General features: G+C 38.8%; 17 protein-coding genes and 2 pseudogenes. 11 read left to right on the top strand and 8 right to left on the bottom strand.

Annotated features, from left to right (window positions below; genetic code table 11):
• The first annotated feature begins 174 nt into the window (after positions 1-174).
• The 6 genes and pseudogenes from AC0L7Q_RS06405 (at position 175) to AC0L7Q_RS06380 (ending at position 9,141) form a co-directional block, all read left to right on the top strand.
• Complete coding sequence (locus tag AC0L7Q_RS06405; RefSeq protein ID WP_138604889.1) at positions 175-630, top strand: phosphate-starvation-inducible PsiE family protein; 456 nt, start codon at positions 175-177, stop codon at positions 628-630.
• 109 nt (positions 631-739) lie between these two features.
• A pseudogene (locus AC0L7Q_RS06400) lies at positions 740-2,586 on the top strand (ABC transporter ATP-binding protein).
• 196 nt (positions 2,587-2,782) lie between these two features.
• On the top strand, positions 2,783-3,295 hold the full coding sequence (locus AC0L7Q_RS06395) for an outer membrane beta-barrel protein (protein ID WP_409425263.1): 513 nt from the start codon (positions 2,783-2,785) through the stop codon (positions 3,293-3,295).
• Between the two features lie 27 nt (positions 3,296-3,322).
• A complete protein-coding gene (locus AC0L7Q_RS06390; protein ID WP_409425262.1) occupies positions 3,323-4,594 on the top strand; it encodes an Ig-like domain-containing protein in 1,272 nt (423 codons plus the stop codon).
• A 427-nt stretch (positions 4,595-5,021) separates the two neighbouring features.
• Positions 5,022-5,933 carry an aromatic amino acid DMT transporter YddG gene (gene yddG / locus AC0L7Q_RS06385; RefSeq protein ID WP_409425261.1) on the top strand — a complete coding sequence of 304 codons (912 nt, stop codon included), beginning with the start codon at positions 5,022-5,024 and terminating at the stop codon, positions 5,931-5,933.
• 406 nt (positions 5,934-6,339) lie between these two features.
• Positions 6,340-9,141: a collagenase gene (locus tag AC0L7Q_RS06380; protein ID WP_409425260.1), complete on the top strand. Its 2,802-nt coding sequence runs from the start codon at positions 6,340-6,342 to the stop codon at positions 9,139-9,141.
• Positions 9,142-9,195: 54 nt separating this feature from the next.
• On the opposite strand, the gene AC0L7Q_RS06375 is transcribed toward AC0L7Q_RS06380, so the two are convergent.
• Entirely contained in the window at positions 9,196-9,615 is a 420-nt protein-coding gene (locus AC0L7Q_RS06375; protein WP_138604895.1) for an MAPEG family protein, read from the bottom strand.
• Between the two features lie 268 nt (positions 9,616-9,883).
• Between AC0L7Q_RS06375 and AC0L7Q_RS06370 the strand changes: the two genes are divergently transcribed.
• Complete coding sequence (locus AC0L7Q_RS06370) at positions 9,884-11,047, top strand: DUF3103 family protein (protein ID WP_409425259.1); 1,164 nt, start codon at positions 9,884-9,886, stop codon at positions 11,045-11,047.
• A 52-nt stretch (positions 11,048-11,099) separates the two neighbouring features.
• Here the strand turns inward: AC0L7Q_RS06370 and AC0L7Q_RS06365 are convergent, their stop codons facing one another.
• The gene (locus AC0L7Q_RS06365) at positions 11,100-12,191 is read right to left on the bottom strand and encodes an endonuclease/exonuclease/phosphatase family protein (RefSeq protein WP_413401812.1); all 1,092 of its coding nucleotides are present in this window, start codon (positions 12,189-12,191) and stop codon (positions 11,100-11,102) included.
• Between the two features lie 377 nt (positions 12,192-12,568).
• Here AC0L7Q_RS06365 and AC0L7Q_RS06360 point away from each other — a divergent pair, with 377 nt between their 5' ends.
• On the top strand, positions 12,569-13,768 hold the full coding sequence (locus AC0L7Q_RS06360) for an Nramp family divalent metal transporter (RefSeq protein WP_413401810.1): 1,200 nt from the start codon (positions 12,569-12,571) through the stop codon (positions 13,766-13,768).
• 74 nt (positions 13,769-13,842) lie between these two features.
• On the opposite strand, the gene AC0L7Q_RS06355 is transcribed toward AC0L7Q_RS06360, so the two are convergent.
• Positions 13,843-14,304, bottom strand: coding sequence for a hypothetical protein (locus AC0L7Q_RS06355; RefSeq protein WP_409425256.1), 462 nt, complete (start codon positions 14,302-14,304; stop codon positions 13,843-13,845).
• Here AC0L7Q_RS06355 and AC0L7Q_RS06350 point away from each other — a divergent pair.
• Positions 14,289-15,470, top strand: coding sequence for a PQQ-dependent sugar dehydrogenase (locus AC0L7Q_RS06350; protein WP_413401808.1), 1,182 nt, complete (start codon positions 14,289-14,291; stop codon positions 15,468-15,470). The two genes, AC0L7Q_RS06355 and AC0L7Q_RS06350, sit on opposite strands and share 16 nt — an antisense overlap.
• Before the next feature lie 3 nt (positions 15,471-15,473).
• On the opposite strand, the gene AC0L7Q_RS06345 is transcribed toward AC0L7Q_RS06350, so the two are convergent.
• The gene (locus AC0L7Q_RS06345) at positions 15,474-16,370 is read right to left on the bottom strand and encodes an alpha/beta fold hydrolase (protein WP_409425254.1); all 897 of its coding nucleotides are present in this window, start codon (positions 16,368-16,370) and stop codon (positions 15,474-15,476) included.
• A 185-nt stretch (positions 16,371-16,555) separates the two neighbouring features.
• Here AC0L7Q_RS06345 and AC0L7Q_RS06340 point away from each other — a divergent pair, with 185 nt between their 5' ends.
• The gene (locus AC0L7Q_RS06340) at positions 16,556-17,668 is read left to right on the top strand and encodes a response regulator (protein WP_409425253.1); all 1,113 of its coding nucleotides are present in this window, start codon (positions 16,556-16,558) and stop codon (positions 17,666-17,668) included.
• 109 nt (positions 17,669-17,777) lie between these two features.
• On the opposite strand, the gene AC0L7Q_RS06335 is transcribed toward AC0L7Q_RS06340, so the two are convergent.
• From AC0L7Q_RS06335 to AC0L7Q_RS06325, 3 genes are all read right to left on the bottom strand, one after another.
• Positions 17,778-17,975 (bottom strand): hypothetical protein, encoded by a 198-nt coding sequence (locus tag AC0L7Q_RS06335; RefSeq protein ID WP_409425252.1) that lies wholly within the window; start codon positions 17,973-17,975, stop codon positions 17,778-17,780.
• Between the two features lie 182 nt (positions 17,976-18,157).
• Entirely contained in the window at positions 18,158-19,354 is a 1,197-nt protein-coding gene (locus AC0L7Q_RS06330) for an ABC transporter permease (RefSeq protein ID WP_409425251.1), read from the bottom strand.
• Positions 19,344-20,288 (bottom strand): ABC transporter ATP-binding protein, encoded by a 945-nt coding sequence (locus tag AC0L7Q_RS06325; RefSeq protein ID WP_409425250.1) that lies wholly within the window; start codon positions 20,286-20,288, stop codon positions 19,344-19,346. The genes AC0L7Q_RS06330 and AC0L7Q_RS06325 overlap by 11 nt, the downstream gene beginning before the upstream one ends.
• A gap of 378 nt (positions 20,289-20,666) precedes the next feature.
• On the opposite strand from AC0L7Q_RS06325, the pseudogene AC0L7Q_RS06320 reads away from it, so the two are divergent.
• Positions 20,667-20,852: pseudogene (locus tag AC0L7Q_RS06320) on the top strand (PQQ-dependent sugar dehydrogenase); the annotation flags it as partial.
• A gap of 157 nt (positions 20,853-21,009) precedes the next feature.
• Here AC0L7Q_RS06320 and serS read toward each other — a convergent pair.
• Complete coding sequence (gene serS / locus AC0L7Q_RS06315) at positions 21,010-22,314, bottom strand: serine--tRNA ligase (RefSeq protein WP_413401804.1); 1,305 nt, start codon at positions 22,312-22,314, stop codon at positions 21,010-21,012.
• Positions 22,315-22,320 lie beyond the last annotated feature (6 nt).

The raw sequence follows: 22,320 nt of genomic DNA, 5'->3' as shown, positions 1-22,320 counted from the left end.
ACATTTAATTAACATTAGCTAGCTTGCTCGGCTTGGTTCATTGCAACTTATAAATACGCTAGTTTAATAAAAATAATCACTTATGCTGATTTGTACGTATACTAAAGAAAGAAACACGATTAATCAGCTATCATTTTATATACCCTGTTTAAAATAATAAGGTGCTGTAAAAATATGAAGAAACATGAAGAATTACCTGAGGATCATGTTGATCCCCTTATGCAGTATTTACATCATGCGATTCGCTTTGCTATTAAAATATTAGCGGTACTCATGGTGTTGGTTATTTTTTGGAGTATTGCTGATGTAGTTTATGTTTTATATATGCGATTGAGCTCTCCCCCTTACTTTTTATTAAACATTGAAGACATTCTACAAACCTTTGGTGCTTTTATGGTGGTGCTTATAGCAGTAGAAATATTTACCAACATTCGTTTATATTTAGGTTCAAGCTCACTGCCGGTTGAACTGGTTATTGCCACCGCACTAATGGCTGTGGCACGTAAAATTATTGTTTTAGATTTAAAATTAGTGACCTCAGAGCAAATTGTTGGCCTTGCATTGGTAACAATAGCCTTAGGTATATCTTACTGGCTGGTAAAAAATAAAACCGGTCACACAAAACTTTAAAGCGTTAACTCAACTTAAGATAACACTTATACATCTCATTCCCACTGCGCCTTTGTGCTTTACAATGGTATAGTGGGACACCTCTATAAATACTTAATAAGCTTCTAATATGTATCGATTATTTGAACGGATGACTAAACCGTTTCCGGAGCGTTCTCCATCTCAACCTCCTAATACCTTATTTGCATTTTGCCGCCATTACACCAAAGGCATGGAACTGTCGTTGGTGCTTATGTCGCTCAGTGCCGCATTATTAGCTATTTTAGAAGTGTCTTTATTTAGTTACATGGGGCAACTAGTTGACTGGTTAGGCGAGTACACCCCTGAAGAGCTGTTTTCACAGCATCAATCCGAATTAATAAAGATGGGGTTAATGCTTTTGGTCGTGATGCCCATAGTGGTATTTTTAGGTCGGCTATTTTACATCAAGCACTGTTGGGCAACTATCCAATGTCGATTCGCTGGCTAGCGCACCGTTATTTGTTACGCCAAAGTGTTAGCTTTTATCAAAATGAATTTGCCGGAAGAATAGCCACTAAAGTATTGCAAACCTCATTGGCCGTGCGTGAGTCGGTCACTAAGTTACTTGATGTATTGATGTACATTGCCGTTTATTTTGGCTCAATGGTGTTTTTAGTAGCCGCCTCAGATTGGCGCTTAATGCTGCCGTTATTAGTGTGGTTAGCACTATATATTTGCGTGCAAATTTACTTTGTACCACGGTTAAAAAGCATTGCTAGCTCACAAGCTGATGCACGCTCAGAAATGACCGGCCGTATTGTTGACAGCTACACCAATATTTCAACCATTAAGCTGTTTTCTTATACTCAACGCGAAGAGCAATATGCTAAACAAAGCATGGATGTATTTTTACAGCCTGTTTATAAACAAATGCGTTTGGTAACAAGCCTTAATGTGGTTATTCAAAGCTTGAACTATTTACTGGTATTTTCGGTGGCAGCGGTGTCTTTGTATTTATGGTCGTTAAGTGCCATTAGCGCGGGGGCTATTGCCGTGGCATTGAGTTTATCGCTAAGGCTTAATGGTATGGCTCAATGGATCATGTGGGAAATTAGCAGCTTATTTGAAAATATTGGTACCGTAGCCGATGGTATGCGCACCCTGTCAAACCCAATTGCAGTTGATGACAAGCCAAAAGCCGATAGCTTAAAAGTAACTCAAGGGGCAATCGACTTTAACGATGTACACTTTAATTATGGTAAAGCCGCTAATGAAAATAACCGAGGTCCAGTAATTAACGGTTTAAACTTAAATATTAAACCGGGCGAAAAAATTGGCTTAGTAGGTCGCTCTGGCGCAGGTAAATCCACATTAGTTAACTTGTTGCTACGTTTTTACGATACAGACAGGGGTAGCATTAGTATTGACGGTCAAAATATAACCGATGTTAGCCAAGAAAGTCTCCGCCGTTATATTGCTATGGTTACCCAAGATACATCCCTACTACATCGCTCAGTAAAAGATAACATTTTATACGGCAGACCCGACGCCACAGAAGCCGAAATGCTCGATGCGACCAAACAAGCCAAAGCGCTCGATTTTATAACCGATTTAGAAGACAGCAAAGGCAATAAAGGCTTTGATGCACAAGTGGGCGAACGAGGGGTAACCCTCTCGGGCGGGCAACGTCAACGGATTGCTATTGCTCGGGTGTTACTTAAAAATGCGCCTATTCTTATACTTGATGAAGCCACCAGCGCTTTAGACTCAGAGGTAGAAGCAGCTATTCAAGCCAGCTTAGATGATTTAATGACAGGCAAAACGGTCATTGCCATTGCACACCGATTATCAACCATTGCACAAATGGACAGGCTTATTGTGCTTGATAAAGGTGGCGTTGTAGAGCAAGGCAGTCACGATGAATTAATTACCAAAGGCGGCATTTATGCTGCACTGTGGGCACATCAAACCGGCGGCTTTATTGGTATTGAATAAACAATAATGTGTAAGGTGCTACTTAAGATGCCTTACACACTTAATTATGTTCTTAGTTCGATAAAATTTTAAATAAGAATGCTGTATTGGTAACAGTATTATTAATTACGTATTGAGTGAATTGCTCGGCTTGATTAATACAAAGTGCTCTTATAATATACGCTCCAAAATATAGATGGATTAAAAGTTTAAATTTATGGAAAAAGTTCTTACTCTACTTTTACTTAGCGCATCATTCAGTAGTTTTGCAGATACCCCTTATATTGGTGTTGACTACATGATGAGTGATATCAAAATAAGTAATGAAAACGCGACCCCTAAAGGTGCATTGATACGTGCTGGTATCAGTAACAATAACATGGCTTTTGAAGCGCATTACCTAGCATCAAACACGAGTGATAATATTTATAATACAGAGTTAAATTTAGACAAAAGCTTAGCCCTTTATTTTGTTATGCAATCTGATGTAGTAAATGGCTTTGGTCTGGACGTTTCATTGGGTTATGCAAAAAATCAAGTTGTTGTGTCTAATCCTTCCACATCAATAAATGGTGATTATAAATATGATGGTTTTTCTTGGGGAGTCGCAATGCACCAGCAAATTCCTTATTTAGAAAACACTCAAATAAGACTTGGTTATCAATCCCTTTTCAAAGGTGATGATATCGAAATAGCTGGTTATACCTTAGGCTTTGTTTATCACTTTTAGTAATGTATGAAAGGAAGCAATTGAAATATGATTAATATACACAGTTTTTTTAAATTATCTGTAACCGCATTATTTATTATCAGCGTTACGGGTTGCGGTTCTGAAAGTGATACAACGGATCTTGCAAAAGCAATACAGTTAGACAAACTTCGTTCTGAAGGCACCATTATTGAATCTGTTAAGATAGTTGGAGATCAACAACGCTTAAAGCCAGGTGAGACATTACAATTAAGTGCTACGGGTATAGATAGTAATGGTGACACGCGCGACATTACTAGTGAGGTAACCTGGGAGTCTAACGATCCGACTATTGCAACTGTAAATAGCAATGGTGTTGTAAATGCGGTTTCGAGTACTACAGCAAACCAAGGGGCTGTATCTATCATAGGAACTACCATCAATGATATCTCAGGTGAAGGTGAGGTTTCAGTAAGTGATGTCGCAGTAACTGAAATTAACTTAAAAACAGCCGCTTCTAACATTGATTACATTAATACATGTATACCTGCGCAATTATCAGCCGATCTTACCTATGCTGATGGATATACATCTTTAAATACCATTAGAGGTTTAAGTTTTGCTGTTGATAACGGCAGTACTGCAACAATCAACTCTGACGGCTTATTGTTTACATCCGCTCCTGATGTTGAAGATACAACTATTACAGCTAAAATAGACAACGTTCTTGGTAAGCTGACAGTGAAAGCAGATCCTAAAAATTTAGAGTCTATCGATATTTTAGTTAATGATGAGCCAACTGAAGAGATCAATCTTAATATTGGCGATCGTATTCAAGTTAGTGCAATTGCCTCTTTGGTAGCTCAAGAAGCTAAGACTATTAATGACACTATTACTTGGTCGCAAGTAGGAACCCGTTATATTGGTATAACAGATGAAGGCGAAAACAAAGGAACGCTTGTTGCGCTCAAATCTGGTGAAACTCAATTAATTGGCAGCTGTGGCAACAAGCAGAAAATTATTACAGTAACAGTCGATGGTTCTGATGATTTAAATGATCTTCAAATAAATGATGGCAGTTCAGTATTAACTATGACCCCTCTTGGTTCAATTAATCTCACACTGACGGCTAATAGCAGTGATGAAACTTCAAGTGTGAATGTAACTGAATTTGCTGATTGGAGCATTAATGGAAGCAGTTTGGTAACTACAAAATTAATTAGCGCAGGTACAGAGAATGCGGTTTATAGATTAACCAGTAAAACGAATAGCGCTGGTAGTTTTATTGTTTCAGCGACCTACGATAATCAAGTAAGCAGCGTTCAGGTAAATATTGAATAAATAACCCTTCTATATTTGTGGATGCTATTTAAATTATTTAACTAGGGTCTGTTGGTCTTTTAAGGTTAGATTTGTAGTAATCTGTTTGGCATTTAGGCAATAACGCTGCATCAATGCCAAACAGGCGCTGCCCATCGAGCTCTTCCCTAGGGTGGATTTACTCTTTGTTGCCCACTGAATGTAGGTAAGGAGCGTTAGCAAGACGCGAAAACTTTGCTCGGACTTACTTATTCTTACATGGATGTAAGCCAGTAGAATAACGCGTGAGCAGTTACCAATTGCTCACGAGGTTACAAACCTCGCGCCACGATTAAAAAGACCCTACATGCTGCTACTACCTATCAGACTAAAAGTTAGTAAAACTAATGCCCTACCCCTTGATATATATATTAAAGTGTTACTTTTGTTTTTCATTAAGTTGTTCACCATGTCTTTTTTAATCAAACATAAATACACCCTCTATGGGGTGCTCGCTATTTTACTTTGGAGCAGTTTAACTGCTTTTGTTCGTGATTTATCGGAGTTATTTAGCCCAATTGGCGGTGCTGCTTTGATTTATAGCGTCAGTGCGATTTTTTTAATGCTTGTCATGGGTGTACCAAAGCTAAACAATTGTCCAAAGCGCTATTTAGTCTTTGGTGGCAGCTTATTTGTGATTTACGAAATGTGTTTGGCTTTATCGCTTGGCTTTGCAAATAGTCGCCAGCAAGCGTTGGAAATGGCGATTATTAACTACCTTTGGCCAGCGTTAACCATTTTATTATCGATTATTGTTAACCGCACTAAAGTAAGCGTATTAGTCTACCCCAGCATACTGATTGCGTTTTTTGGTGTTGTATGGTGCATTGCAGGCAATAGTGGTTTATCTGTGAAAATATTAACCGCTAATATTAGTGACAACCCATTGCCCTATTCTATGGCATTTGCAGCGGCGTTTATTTGGGCTGTGTATTGCAGTGTAACGGTTAAACTTAGCGAGGGTAAAAATGCCATTAGTTTATTTTTTGCAGCCACGGCAATCTGTTTATGGATAAGCTACGGATTGAGTAATGAACCCAGCTTTGAGTTTAGCCTAGATTCTAGCTTTACCTTAGTATTGGCAGGCGTGGTTATTGGTGGAGGTTACGCACTATGGAACCAAGCAATAATTGGCGGTAACCTAGTGTTGTTAGGCACCTTGTCTTACTTTATTCCTGTATTATCGACGCTATTTGCCTCGATTTATTTATCAATATCGCTTACCAGCGCATTCTGGCAAGGCGTTGTTTTAGTTACATTAGGCTCATTAATGTGTTTTATTGTGACCCGAAAAACAAAGCCAAATAAAATCAAGGAATAATTGCGCGAACCGAATTCCCCTCAGACGCGCATCGTATTTCAAAGCTATGTGATGAATTAACTGTAAGGTTCGCTTTAAATAAAACGCCATTAAAGAATAAGTATTTAGTCATCTCCTCAAATAACTTTATATAAGTCAACAAAACTCACCCGTTTAATAAGCCCTTGCTCACTAAAGACAATAGCTATTGAATTAAAAATATTATGAGTCTGCTTAAATCTTTAAGTCTACAAGTGCTTCGCATCTAATGTGACTTTATTGCCTCTAAAGCTTAACACCAAGCAAACTAAAGTATTATTTTTAAAGGTAAAAGCAAAACTTATTGATTACACAGGAAGAAAAATGATACAACCCTGTACCTCAATTGTGTACTACAGATTGAGATAATCATTATCAAAGGAAAGTTATGAAAATATATACATTTATTTTGGCCTTACCACTATTAGGTATCACCGGCTTTGCAACTGCACATTCCCAGCAAGAACGAACGTTTAAACCGCAGCCTGCTATTGTAGAACGCGTCATGCATCACGGCGTAAACCAATACAGTAATAGCAATGCACCTGTGGCACGATCACAACAAAAGCCGCAACAGCTACCTCAACAAACGCCAATACAGCAACATATTAGAACGCAGAGAATGTTAAGTCAGGTAATGGTCGTTAGTTGTGATTTGAATGCCCTTGCTGTTGCAAATCCCGTGACGATTATTGACGAAGTAAAGCGCCAAGGTACACGGTGTATCAACGAGTTATTCGCTGCAACCGATCTTCAACCACAGATTTTTACCACCGATAATATGATTGCTGTAGCTAACCATGCTAACTCACTTTCACAAAGTTACACTGGTGGTGGCAATGAGCAGATCGAAGCTTTATTTTTATATTTGCGAACCGGCTTTTATGCAGAGTTTTATAATGACTCTATCGACTTTCCTGCATTGGTAACTCCTAGCGTTGCAGCTGCTATTGATGCCTTTGTAAACAATCAACATTTTTATGATAACAACGATGGCCATGGTAAAACACTGTCAGAAGTCATTATTACAATGGATAGTGCTGAACAACAACATCGTTATCTTGAAGTTGTTAAGCAATGGCTAACGCGTTTTGATAAAAGTTATGCGAGCAGTTGGAATATGCGTAATGCAGTTAATGGAATTTTTACGTTGCTATTTCGCGGGCAGTGGAATGAAGAATTTGTAACGTTAATAGCAAACGATAAAGCTTTAGCAATAAAATTAAGTGAGTTTACGCAAAAACAATGGTTAATTGGATCTGACGGAGAGTTTTTAATAGTAAATGCAGCAAGTGAGCTTGCGCGCCTAAAAAAATATTCTAAAGCAAGTATTCAACCTGATGTAGACGCAGGCTTAACTAATATTTTTAATACCTATCAAAGTTATGGCTATGGTGATGCCGTGTGGCTTGGCGCTGCAGACATTGTAAATTATTACACTGATTGCAGTAAGTTTGGTGTTTGTAATTTTGTAGATACACTCACTCAACAAGTACTTTCCCAGCAGTATAATTGTAGCAACACCATAAAAATCCGTTCACAGGCGATGACAGCAGGTCAACACGCTGCAGCATGTGATGCAATGCAGGCTGAAGAAGGGTTATTTCATGCTAAATTAGCCACAGAAAATATGCCTGTCGCGGATGATTATAACCGTTTTTTATACGTAAATATTTTTGATAGTAGTGATGACTATAGCAAGTATGCTAAAGCCATTTTTGGTATTAATACTAATAATGGCGGAATGTATTTAGAGGGCGATCCTTCTGATATTGATAACGAAGCCAACTTTGTAGCTTATGAAGCAAGCTATGCACAAGCGGATCATTTTGTATGGAATTTAGAGCACGAATATGTTCATTACTTAGACGGTCGTTTTAACTTATATGGTAACTTCAACTCACCAACCGAAGAAATTGTATGGTGGTCTGAGGGGGCCGCAGAATACATCGCGAATCAAAATGATAATGAAGCGGCAATAAATACCATAAAAAATGGACAGCGTTTTACCCTGCAGCAAATATTTGCCACTAACTACGATGGTTTTGATCAAGATAGAATTTATCGTTGGGGCTATTTAGGTGTACGCTTTATGTTTGAGCGCTACAAAGAACAACTCAACGCCATGCTCACAGACACACGTCAAGGAAATTGGCGTGCGTACAAAAATAAAACCCAGCAATGGGCTAATAACTATGAAAATGAATTTGTGCAATGGTGCGATCAGCTAGTATATGGTTCGCCGTTAAATATTGCACCGAGTGCCAATATAAATGGCCCATATGCAGGCCTAGAAAATACCCCTATTACGTTCTCAAGTGTTGGTAGTAGCGATAGCGACGGAAATATCGTAAGTTATACTTGGCTCTTTGGCGACGGTATTAGCAGCACAGATGCCAATCCAACACATACTTTCACGCAGTCAGGTGAATATACCGTATCATTAACCGTCACTGATAACGATGGCGACATTGATATGAAAACAATTATCGCAACCGTAACTGAAAATACTCAAGGTAATAAACAAACGCTCATAAATGGTCAACCCCTTTTTATTTCTCAAAAGCAAAACACCCAGTTACAGTTTAATTTTGACGTCCCTTTTGGCGCTAGCGAATTAACATTTAGTCTAAATGATGGCACAGGGGATGCTGATTTATACGTCAGTTTTGACTCAGAGCCAACCTTATCTCGCTATGACTGTCGCCCATACCTTGAAGGAAATAACGAACAATGTATTTTCAATCCTGCCCGCGTAGGAAACTATTATGTAATGGTAAACGGTTATAATAACTATGATAATGTAAAGCTCACTGCATCATATAAAGAAACGCATAGTTCACTGCCTGATGCATGTGCAACGTCATCAGGGCAAAGTGAAGGCCGCCTTAACGATGGTGAAGTCATATGTTTAAGTAACAGTGGTCCAATGTGGTTTGCCATTGCAGATGTAAATAGTCAGTCAGGTATTTCAATAACATCAGCAAATGGTAGCGGTAATATTGACTTAAGTTACTCGAATAGTACTTGGCCAAATGGTAGTAACGAGATTGCAAACTCTACTAATAGTGCGAATAACGAGTGTATTTTCATTCGTGATCAGGAGCAGTTTTGGGGGTACCTAAAAGTCTCTGGAAACAGTGAGGGCGCAAGTCTAGTGGTTGACTTTAATAGTACTGGTTGCCGATAGTATAAATATTTTTTAAAGCGAAAAGCCGATTAGCTTTTCGCTTTAACCATTTAATTAGCTTGCTAATCGCAGTCCCAATAGCACTAACATCACAATGTTTGCAATCACACTGATTAAAAAGAAGTAACTACGCGGGCTGGGGTTTTTCTCGGTGGCAATTGCGTAATACAGTGCCATATGAATTAAACGTGCAATCACATATACCCAAATACAAATTGCAAATACCGAGCTGTGATAATTCATTACAAAAGCAAATAAAACCGTTCCTATAAATAGTGCACTGTTTTCTAGGGTGTTATGAAAAGTACGATGCGCTCTAAATATAAAGCTCCCATGAGATAGCTCTTTATCAATTTTCCCAGGCACTGCACCAGGTTGTTTAGCCTTACTAAACGTCGCAACTGCCCACTGAACTAACATCATAATTAAGTATAGGTAAAATGCTACAAACGCAGAATGTGCTATATCGGTCATTGTTTTTTCCTTTGTGTTGTTATTAGAATAATAGTTAAAGCAACTATTAAGCCAAATTTAACCAACTGATATGTATATAAATTATTTTATAAAATATACATTTTTTGTAATAGATTCCTGCTTTATATAAAAATTACGGTGTTTATGTAATGTATATTAAACCTTAAAACAATATTAATACTAATTACGTATTTTATAAATTTAACTTGAGCATTTATTCTAATTGTTGTTTTATAGATGTTACTAAAAATGGAACGGCGGAATTTTTATGAAAAATAAAATAACCAAATCTTTAACTGCGGCGGCATTATTGAACTTTATATCAGTACCTGCTTTTTCAGCTCAAGATCATATTGAAAATGCAGAAAGCTTGATACAGCAAGCTCAATACAAAAACGTAGCAACTATTAAGCGTAATTTCGCAAAGCAAGTAGCGCTTAATTATCCATTGTTGAATGCTGATTTAAAACAATCAGTAAATAAATATAACTTAGTTTTAAATGCTGATCAGTTATCAACAGTAGCACGGCATACACAACGTAATATAAGTCAGGCAAATAGTGCCTTACAACAGCTTAAAGGCTTACCTAACAATACAGGAAGCTTGTTACAAGTGCGCTTAGCTAGCGAGACTATGCTAACTGATTGGCAACAAGGTGAAAACCCTTTATTCGCATTTGCACCCGCTGGTGACGATAGCCAATGGAGCGAGATTGAAGCGTTCGATCAGTTTGGTAACATTCATTATCTAAGTGTCGACCAAATGCCAACTCAACCTGTTTTTATTGTCGAATTAGATCAGCAAAAAGTACAGGATGCGGGTATTGCAGTAATGAAAGGAATTTTGTCAGCTAACAAATTCAGCAAAAACATGGTTAGCCCACAAAATCAAATAAATAATGATCAGCCATTACAAACTAGCGTGCTGAAAAAAATACATTTAGAGGATGATAAAGAACCTTGGATTTCAGGAAAAGCAGAAGTCTATGCCATCGTAACGGGGATCGATCCTAGCAGGGATGAACCAATATTAGATATTGTTGATTTACCTTATTTAGATCATGATAAAACCAATTACAGCCCTAATCAGGTTTTAATTCATTGGCAGCGTTATCGTTGGCAAGCTGTCGATTTGCTTTTAATGGAGCAAGATGACAACACTAATTATAAAACCTTAGCAATGAAATTATTAGAAATATCAGAGCAAGTAATGGCAAGCATTCCTGATTTACAAGCACAGGGCTATACTATTATTCCTAAACTCACTAATGAGTTACTTAAAGCAATGCCTGATGAGTGGTTTGTAAATAACGATGATTATGTCGATGTTTTTTACACGCTGTTTGAAAACAAAGAGTATCAAGGTTACAAAGGCGCAAGTAGTAATGCCACCATTACCTTATCACCTTTAGAGATTAACCCTCGTCAGTAAATAGCGACTCGCCACTGTTTGGCTTGGTAACTAAACAGTGGTGAGTTAAGCATTACTCCCGCAGTTTAAGCGTGATACATACAACGCCGTGATCGGTACTTAAATCGTCGCGCTCAAACTCGGGGTTAATTAAATGACGATCGTAAGTATGATAATCGCTTACTTCAAAAAAACTGTCGTCATAGCCAGAATCAAACTCACAAGACAGCAAAATATAATCAAGCACAGAGCTGCTTGCACCAAAGTAATGCGTTGCTTTTCGTGGTAGTTTTAAACCTTGGCTATCTTTATCGGTAACACCTTTTATTGGCTCATTAGCTACTTCATCAGGCTCACAATCATCGTTTAACTTTGTAAATAACTGCCACGCATCGTTAAGGCAATATTTTGCAAGGTAGGTTTTGCTATCAAATGTAGGGGCAAAACGCAGTGTATTGGTTAGTAAATGACTTAAAACACCATCAGCTAGGTCGTTATTAAAATCTCCCATTAATATCATAGGCTGTTGCGTGGCTTCACGACGGCTTATCATTTCTATCATAAGCAATGTTGCTTCACTACCACGCTGAATTGTTGAGCCCCAGCCACCCGCTACATTCGCTTTTAAAATTTCAATAATGTTTTTTTCAGCGGTTAGTTCTTTATTATTTTCATCAATTTCAATTGATGGCCGTTTAGATTTAAAGTGCACCACATAACAATCGGTATTGCCTATATGCGGCAAACTTATTGTGGCTCTAAGTACTCTACGGCTAAAAGCAAAATCTTTAGTTAACCCTAAAGTACTGGCAAGCTCATGGTCATGCTTAACGCTTGCTACTTCAACAATGGGATATTTTGTAGCTATTGCTACAACGGGGCGTTTATAAATAAAATCATCTATTACCTGCGGCTCATCTACCACAGCAAAGTACGCATACCCTTGCTGCTTTAGTAACTCTTTAAGTGACTCAATGCTAAACACTTCCTGAAAACCGATTACATCGGGCTGATGCTCTATTAAATAATCAATAATCCAGCGCTGTTTTTTAGCCCATTGCTCTGCGGTATATATCCGCTCAAACTCATAATAAGCATTAGGTGGTTCAAGATAATTAAACAGGTTAAAAGTGGCTATTTTTAATGTTGAATTAGTTATTATCATCTCCGGGGGTTGTTCTGAGTTATCAGCTAAAGGGGATGTATTACAGTCACTAATAATGGTCGCCTTTGAAAGTTTATATTGTGTGCTATGGTCAACATCATATAAGATTTTTGCTTGCTACCAAAGCTTGATAATAATTAACACTCATCAAATCGTGCAAAGTTTGAGCAAACGCACCGTATCCCCTTTAAATTTATATACAAGTTGGTATGCTACGCGACCTTTTTTAACATATGGTTATCAAAAAAGGCAAAGCCAAGGGGCGGCTAACGCTGCAAGGGACTTACTACAAGTGGCAGCAATATTACAGGCATCACGTTAAAAACGTTAGGTGTAACTTTAAATAGCAATATAAAAAGCACTATTAAGGTCAAATTATGCGATTAGGACCAGGACTACTCGTCACCGCTGCCTTCATTGGACCAGGGACTATTACTACCGCTAGCGTAGCGGGTGCAAACTTTGGTTTTGCACTCATATGGACATTACTATTTTCAGTAATTGCCACCATATTATTACAATCTATGGCGGCGCGCCTAGGCGTAGCCACCGGGCAAGACTTAGCACAAGCACTAAGAGCCCATATTGAAACCCCTCTATTTAAATCTCTTGCTATATTTTTAGTGATCAGCGCCATAGGTGTAGGCAGTGCCGCCTACGAAGCTGGTAACTTAAGCGGTGCCAGCATGGGATTAATTGAAATATTCCCTCAGGTAAATGCCCAACTTTGGACGCCACTCATTGCATTTTTAAGTGCCGTATTACTGTATAGCGGTAAACACAAAGTTGTTGAAAATGCGCTTATTTTACTAGTGATTTTAATGAGCCTAGTGTTTATCTCTACGCTTGTTATGGCGGCTCCCTCGCTCAGTGACATATTTGCTGGTTTTGTTCCTAGCATGCCAGAAGGCTCAGTTACCACAGTATTAGCATTGGTAGGTACGACCATAGTGCCATACAACTTATTTTTACACTCAGGGGTACTGGCTGCTCGCCACAACAGCAAGAGTGACAAACAAAAAGTAATTAAAGAAACCAATATAGATACGGGCGTGTCTATCACTTTAGGTGGTGTGATCACGCTAGCTATTTTATCAACTGCATCAGTAGCGTTTTATGGCACCGATGCAGGGCAAATAAGTGCTGCAAATATGGCGGTACAGCTTGAACCCTTACTAGGTGATGCCGCCCATTACTTTTTTGCTATTGGTTTATTTGCCGCAGGCTTAACCAGCGCTATAACCGCTCCTCTTGCCGGCGCTTACGCGGTATGTGGCATGTTAGGTTGGTCAAATAAAATGGATAACATTCGCTTTAAAAGCGTTGCCATTGTTATTTTATTATTTGGTGCTGCCGTAGCATCTCTGGGTTTAGACCCTGTCGCCGTGATAATTTTTGCCCAAGCCGCTAATGGTTTATTATTGCCAATTGTAACTGCCTACCTTGTTTGGCTAGTAAATCAACGCTCTGTAATGGGTAAATACACTAACTCAGTGTTGGTAAACCTATTTACTTTACCGGTATTAGTGCTTATTTTTGGCTTAAGTGGTTATAAACTTTTTAGTTTGATTTTTTAATTTCACCACGCAATTCATACACAAAAGCCGCTGCATCATTTGCAGTGGCTTTTTCATTGCAGACCAATACTCACTTAAAAACCGTGATGCTCTGCATTGTACTTATTTGCCTTAATGAGTTTTGCAAATACATAACCCCCTACTGCACCAGCAAGTAATTGCGCATAAAACCCCCAGCCTCTTGCACCCGCAATAATAGTAATATTCATAATTGATTCAATAGCAATTAACGCTGTTGCAAACGCTACAATACCCGCAATTACAAATAATTTTACCCCCTGATTTTTAAGCTTTTTCGCGATAAACCAAGTCACAAAAAATGCAATGGTCAATGCAATAGCAATAATAACGCCGTATGTGGGGAGCAAGCCAAGCCAGTCTTCAAGGGTTAAATTAACACGATCATTAAAGCCCACCACGACACCTACATTAACTAATTGATTGACAACGTATTGGCTATGAAACAAGCTAGCAAGAGTGAATGTAAGCAACCAAGAAACTAAAAATGACGGGAGTATACGTGTTAAAAACTGCATGGTTATCTCAACTTAAAATTAAACTTTTTCCTTACACTAGCAAAGGCTTGCAGTGTAAACAATTTTTGCGTTGTATTACGCTACTCTCGCTTTTAGTGTTTTCGTGTAACGCCAGTGCCGAGCTCCCAACACAGCAATATACTGCTAGTACCTTAGCAGCAGACCTCAATTCACCATGGAGCATGGTCAAGCTCCCAAACGACACCTGGTTAGTTACAGAGCGTGATGGCCATGTTGTTATCATTAAAAACAATCAACAAACCCGAGTTAAACTAGATTTCGAGGGCTTATACGTTGCGGGACAAGGCGGTTTGCTCGACATAGTGCTTTCGCCAAATTACAGTGAATCAAAAGAACTTATATTCACATACGCTCAAGGTGACCTTGATGCAAATAGGCTTGTTGTTGCCAAGGCTAGGTTTGATGGTGCGCAATTTTCAACGCCAAAAATTATTTATAAAGTTGCCACCGATAAAGACACACCACAGCATTATTCTGGCCGCGCACTTGTATTGCCCGATAATAGCTTATTGTTTTCAAGTGGTGATGGTTTTGACTACCGCGAGCAAGCACAGGTTATAACCAGCCAGTTAGGAAAAGTGCTACGAATTAATTTAAATAGCACTATTCCAAGCGATAACCCGTTTATTAAGCATAAAAACCCTAACGCGCATGCTATTTATTCATTTGGTCATCGTAACCTTCAAGGCTTAGTGTACGACTATGATACCAAGCAAATTGTTAGCCATGAACATGGCCCCGCAGGCGGCGATGAGCTCAACTATTTAACAGCTGGCACTAATTACGGCTGGCCCGTAATAACTAACGGCAACGATTATTCACAAGCGCGTATTTCACCCTTTAGAGGCTACCCTGGAATGACTAAACCAGTCGTAGATTGGACGCCCTCAATTGCCCCATCAGGCATGGTGTATTATGGGACTAAGCATACAGCCTTCCCTTCACTGCAACGCCACGTTCTTATCACAACACTGGTCGATAAAAAGCTCTACAGTGTTAATTTAGCAAATGGTGAGTTCACCCAATCGCATATTTTCCCAGAGGCTAAAGGCAGGCTCAGAGATGTGTTTGTTACAGCTGAAGGTAATGTAGCGATATTAACCGATGGCAAAGAGGCAAAGTTAATGCTGGTAACGCCAAATTAGTCTTTATTTTAATGTATGAAATTCAAAAAAGAACTGAGTTATTTGAATTGGTTGTTCTAATTGCGGGTAATGTCCTACCCCTTCCAATTCAATAATATCTGGATTAATGATTAATTCGCGATATCGTTTAACCATATGACGGCCCGAAACAGGGTCGTCCATACCGCAAATTAACCGCATGGGTATATCTGCTTGTTGTAAAGCGCTCACCCAACGAGCGCGATGTAATTTACGCTCTGTGATGTAATAAATCAGTTTTGCCATAACTGGCTTGCCCTGTTTATATGCAATTAACTGCCACAACTCCTTGAGCTCTTTCTCAGCAAGTGGTGTAGCGCATATATTATCAAAATTACGCTTAAAGCTTTTATAGTTTGCAAGTCGCGACACTAAAGCACCTATAGGGCTAAGTAACAACTTTTGCAATAATACCGGTTTATGTGTTTCTGGAAATAACCCACCGTTAAGAAAGCAAACGCTCTGTATTTTTATGGCATGCGGCTCATTTAAATTGCTTCTAGCAAGTAGCTCTTGCGCTACCGTATCACCATAATCGTGGCTTAAAATATGCGTTGCCTTTACATTAAACACCTTTAATAAATATGTCAGTAAATCCGCTTGCATATTTATGGTGTAAGTAACATTTTGAGGTTTGTCACTAAAACCAAAACCCAGCATATCTAGGGTAAATACCTTAAAGTGTTGAGCCAGCGCAGCCCATTGATTATGCCAATCCCAACTTGCGGTTGGGTAGCCATGGATCAGTAATAAACACGGCGCGTCCTGTTTGCCTTGCACATGATATGCAATCTCATGACCTTGAAATTCAAACGTCGATTGACTCTTATGCCACGATGCTAATGAGTCAGTGATTATTGTAGTATTACTAATGACATTCATAACAATTTCGCTGCTTTTATAAGGTGATAAACGAGATGAATTAGGTATCTACCATAATTAACTTTTTATCTGATATTACTTAAATAACCTATAAAAATGTACATAAATTTATTATTTGCGGGTAGCCAATTCCATGACTAATATCATTTAAGATAGGACGACAATAACTAAATTAAGGAGCCAAAGTGAAAATATTGTCCGTTGACGATAACCCCCAAAATAGAAACATCATGGAAATTGCGCTTTCCAAGCAACACGATATTACTTCATCTGATGGAACCGAAGCAATATTAGCGCTAATGGAACAGCACCAGCCACAAGTCGTGCTGATGGATATTTTACTTAGTAATGGCCTTACTGGTTACGATTTAGTTGAACAAATAAAACAATCAGGTGAATACGATGATTGCGAAATTATATTTATATCTGCTTTAACATCAAGTGAAGACAAACTCACAGCATATGGGTATGGCGGCGATGATTATATTGCCAAGCCAGTAGACTTTAAGGAACTAAACGAAAAATTAAAGCGTGTTGAACTGCGTATTACAGAGCGAAATAATCTAAAAGAAATGTACGATGTGGCCTCTACAACTGCTTTTACCTCAATGCAACAAGCAAGTGAACTCGGAGAGTTAGTTTCATTCTTTACTGACAACCTTGACGTAACCGATCTAGATGCATTATTTGCTAACGTACAACAGTACTTTAACAATGCAGGCGCCAGCTGCTGTGTAGAGTTTAGAGTAGCAGACCAATATCACCAATTTCCAAAACAAACTATTTCTGAACTAGAAAAAGAAATTCTAGAACTAGGCAGAAGAGCAAAACGGATAGTGCCATTTAGCTCTAACTTATTATTTAACGCACCTGCTTGCTCAATACTTGTAAAAGGAATAAATGCAAAAGACGAAGGCTTACTCGGACGGCTTCGAGATAATTTTGCTATTTTACTTACTATTATAGAAAGCCGAATGGAATTTATTGAGCAGCAATTAGAAAAAGCGACGATACGTCAACAAGCTTTAAATACCCTTAAAAGCCAACTCGCTGATGATTTTAGTACCATAAATAAACTATGCTCAGAGCAAGATAAGCAAGTAAAAATACTCGTTAATGACTTATCTCAAGCTATACAATCAAAAATGATCACTCTAGGTTTGGATGAAGAGCAAGAGTCGGAGCTAGTCGGGTTAGTTGATGAGACGAAAGAAATTGTAGAAGAAACCTTAGTCCTGTCTTTTACGCTAGAAGAAAAATTACAAGCCATAACAAAACGCTTAAAAGCAGTCGAATAATATAAGTACAATGTATAGACCAAGCTCGACAGAACCATAGAACTCTGTTGGGTGGCGCCTTTGGCTTAACCAACCTAGCTTTTAACGTAGGTCTGATAAGTGGCTTTAATTACTCACCACCTGCTAACGGCTCTCTAATTGTCAGTGTATCAGTACCAAAATCTAATACAGCTTGGTATTTTCTAAAAAATGGAGAGCCTAATAATCCATGTATTATATCGTCACCACCAGCGGGCTGAACATCGTCTAGGTTTAGTGATACAAACTCTGTACTTTCAAACAACTGCCCTGCTAATTCAAATTTCAAAACATCTATTAAGCCCATTTCGTGGTCGGCTGTACCTAAACCTGCGGCATTTTATTCACTTAGTTTCTCTTGTATTCCAAGCTTTTTAATACATGACCTATCTAAAACAGATGCACCCGCCGCTGTATCTAAAATTAAATTTATCAGGTAGCTAACTGCAAAGCCTACCCACATATCTTAAATCATCTAAAAATAGCTAGCAACATTGCTTTTAAGCTAGGCTCCTTACCATACATATTCATTCCCATTTTAAATATACGTGCTGCAAATATGCGTAAGTAATAAAAACAGCCTGCACTAAGTAATAACGATAAAAGCGGTTGCCAAAAAGGTAAATCAACAAGTGACATTCTTACAGGCATAACAGCAAAAGCGGTGAAAGGCAGGTAACTTAACACAATACTGATTAGGCTATTAGGCTCATCCATAGTGAAAAATGCAATGACAATAGGCGCTATTGGCAGCATCATTAATGCACTTTTACTACTGTGGTTTGGATCATCAATTCCTGCTGCAATGGCTGCCATAAAAGCAGCACAAATGGCTAGGCCGAATACCGCAAACGCTACAAACCATGGTAGCATTGACCAATTAACAAAACTTAAACTCAGGGGTTGTTGTTTTATTATTACGGTAAAAAACAGCATGGAAAGCACAATTGATATAAGCGTCCCAAGCATTGTTTTTACTGCAAGTAATATCTGTCCTACTAGTTTGCCATCAATCCAATTTTGTGGCGTCATAGTAGCCATTAGTTGCTCTGTCACGCGGTTTTGCTTTTCGCCTGTAATACTGACAAACAGTTGACCGAATACACCAAACATTGCAACAAACAATAAGATCAATACCCCAAATGCTGTGTAAGTTTGCCCTTTATCAGCCTGGTTTTTTAATAGCTCATCAAGTACTGTATGTTCAATATTAATGTTTTTAGTCAAACTATCCTGTTGCTGTTGAGTCAAATTCAACGCGTTGAATCGCTGTTGTTGTAATGCAGCGTTAATATTTGAGGTTAAAGACGTTTGCCATGCTTCTTTTTCATAGGTTATTAATGTGAATGTGTTGGCTACGTCGTCATATTTAAGTGCTCCATCAAATTCATTTTGGCCTAAGTTTTTAACTACCGAATTAATATCTTCAACGCTTTTAAACTTGAACCTTGGGTTTAATTGGTTGAAAAGTTGTTGCTCTGCATTAGTCGCCAAGGTGTACTGTTTATTTAGGTCAGTTCCACTAGCGGCAAAAAAATAGATAATAGCTGCGATTAGCAACATAATGAGTTTGGAAATAATTTCTTGCTTTAATTTAAAGAAGTGCATGAACTCCCATTTAGCCACAGTCCAAACTTGCCGTGGTGCTGATACGTTTTTATTTTTCATAATTTTGCTCCTGATGAGCGTGCGAATTATGTTCGGCAACGGCCTGAAGATAAATAGCATGTAATGATTGTGATTGATTTTTAAATTCAGTAATATCGCCCAACTTAAGCAGCTGTGGCAGTACCTCATTCAGTGATTGTTGCTCAGTTAACGTAATAGTTAATCGCGTTAAAGAGAGCTGCTTGATGGTGCAGGTGACGTTAAGTTCTTCAAGCTGTACTTTATCGATAGATTGGCCAAAGCTGACATCAATTATATTGCTGTTATATTGAGCAAAGATCTCACTTAGCTTACCGTACAGCACGCTTTGGCCTTTATTAAGCAGCAGTACTCTGTCAGCTAGTTTTTCTACCATAGCCATTTGGTGCGCACTCAGTATTAAAGTCATACCTTGTTGCTTGAGCTCAGCTAAAAACTCTACCACCAACTCTTGGTTAATGGGATCCAATCCAGAAAAAGGCTCATCAAGTATTACCCATTTAGGTTCATGCAGTATGGCTGTAATAAGCTGAACTTTTTGCTGGTTGCCTTTTGATAAAGACTTCAACGGGTCGTTTAAACGATCGTATAGGCTAAACTTCTTCAACCAATGTTGGCATCGCTGTTCAAAATCTTGATTCGACACGCCATGTAGTAGCGCAAAAAACTGTAAGTTTTGTTTTAATGTTTTTTCAGGGTATAACCCTCGGTCTTCAGGTAAGTAGCCCAATAATTGGGAAGGGATTGATGAGTAGTGTTGGTTATCGTCAAAAAGCTCAATTTCACCGGCATCTGGGTAAGTAAAACCAACCAGCATTTTAACCAATGAGGATTTACCAGCTCCATTTGGACCAAGCAGAGCAAAAATTTCACCTCGCTGAACTTCAAATGACAGTCTGTCTACTGCATTTACGGTGGCATAATGTTTTTCTAAGTGAGAAATGGTTAATGACATAGTAACTCTTCGTTATTGTTTTTCTTCATCATAATGGGTACGCCCAGTGAATAAAAATATATTTTGTAAGTAAAAGTGTTAATAAAGAGTAGAAATGCTAAAGTTTCGAGATATATCGCGAGAGGATCAAATCTTGACTTCAGACATCAAACATCCTCGAAGCCTTTCCAATTGTAATTTAATCTTTTTATCGTCACTCATTAATGCATTCAACCTACCGACAGATTTTGATATCGTCGAATAATGTGTAACGTTAAAAATATCTGCTAATACCTGTAAATTTAAGCCCGTTAAATCTTGGCATAATTTTATATGCAAACCAGCGTGGTAAGTTTTTCTCTTTTCGCCCCTTTTTAACCATTAAAATGTCATCTATTTCTGCAACGCCATGTGCTTATTACTACTCTAGTCGATAAAAAGCTCTACAGTGTTAATTTAGCAAATGGTAAATTCACTCAGTCGCATATTTTTTCTGAAGCCATTGGCAGGCTCAGAGATGTGTTTGTTACCGCGGAAGGTAATGTGGCCATATTAACGGATGGAAAAGAGGCAAAGATGATGTAGTTTAAAGCAAATTAATTGACAAAGAGAGTTAAAACTCTGTTGGGTGGCGCCTTCGGCTTAACCAACCTACCTTCTCCCTACAACAAAAAAGCCACTGTTCGTTAAAACAGCGGCTTTCTCTCTTAAAGCTTATAGCTAAAAACTGACAGCTAGTACTTTAAGCTTTACCAATCACTTCCAGTCCACCCATGTATGGGCGTAATACTTCTGGTACTACTACTGAACCGTCGGCTTGTTGGTAGTTTTCTAGTATGGCTACAAGCGTACGGCCAACCGCTAAACCTGAGCCGTTTAGTGTGTGTAAAAGCTCTGGTTTTTTAGCGCCTTCACGACGAAAACGTGCTTGCATACGGCGTGCTTGGAAATCGACCATGTTTGAACAAGAGGAAATTTCGCGGTACGTGTCTTGCGCTGGTAACCATACTTCTAAATCGTATGTTTTTGCTGCGCCAAAGCCCATATCGCCCATACATAAAATTACTTTGCGGTATGGCAATTCTAGTGCTTGTAGTATTTGCTCAGCGTGGCCTGTTAGCTCTTCCAATGCTTGCATTGAATCTTCTGGTTTTACAAGTTGTACTAGTTCAACTTTATCAAACTGGTGCTGACGGATTAGACCGCGTGTATCGCGACCATAGCTGCCTGCTTCACTTCTAAAACATGGCGTGTGCGCAGTTAGGCGAACAGGTAAATCGCTTTCTTCGTAAATTTCATCACGAGCGCTGTTTGTAAGCGGTACTTCTGCCGTAGGAATAAGGCTAAAGCCAGCTTGTTGCTCACCATCATCGTTCACTAGGCCTAGTGTGTGGAATAAATCGCCGGCAAACTTAGGTAATTGGCTAGTACCGTATAGGCTTGCGCTATTCACTAAGTACGGTACATACATTTCTGTGTAGCCGTTTTTATCTGTGTGGGTGTCTAGCATGTATTGGGTAAGAGCACGGTGCATACGCGCTACTTGGCCGCGCATTACGGTAAAACGTGCGCCACTAATTTTAACGCCCATTTCAAAGTCTAGGCCGTTTAGGTCTTGCCCTACGTCAACGTGGTCTTTAACTTCAAAATCGTACTTTTTAGGGGTGCCCCACGTTAAAATTTCTACGTTGTCGTCTTCGTCAGCCCCTTCAGGTACCGATTCGTCCGGTAAATTTGGAATTGCTAAAGCAATTTGTTTAATTGCTTCTAGCACTTCATCTTGCTCTGCTTTAGCTGCGTCTAATTCGCTGCCTAAGTTAGCAACTGCGTCTAGCAATGGCTGTGCGTCTTCGCCTTTTGCTTTTGCCTGACCAATGGCTTTAGCACTGGCGTTACGTTGACTTTGAAGTTCTTGCGTTTTTACTTGTAATGTTTTGCGTTTTTCTTCAAGTTCAGTCACTACCGCTACATCTAGTTCATAACCACGTGCGGCTAAACGTGCTGCAGTTTGTTCGACATCTTGACGTAAATATTTAGAATCTAACATGTTAGT

The organism is Pseudoalteromonas sp. KJ63-1, assembly GCF_055808145.1.
The sequence above is the reverse complement of the archived record's forward strand: the minus strand, read 5'-3'. Positions and strand labels throughout refer to the sequence as shown.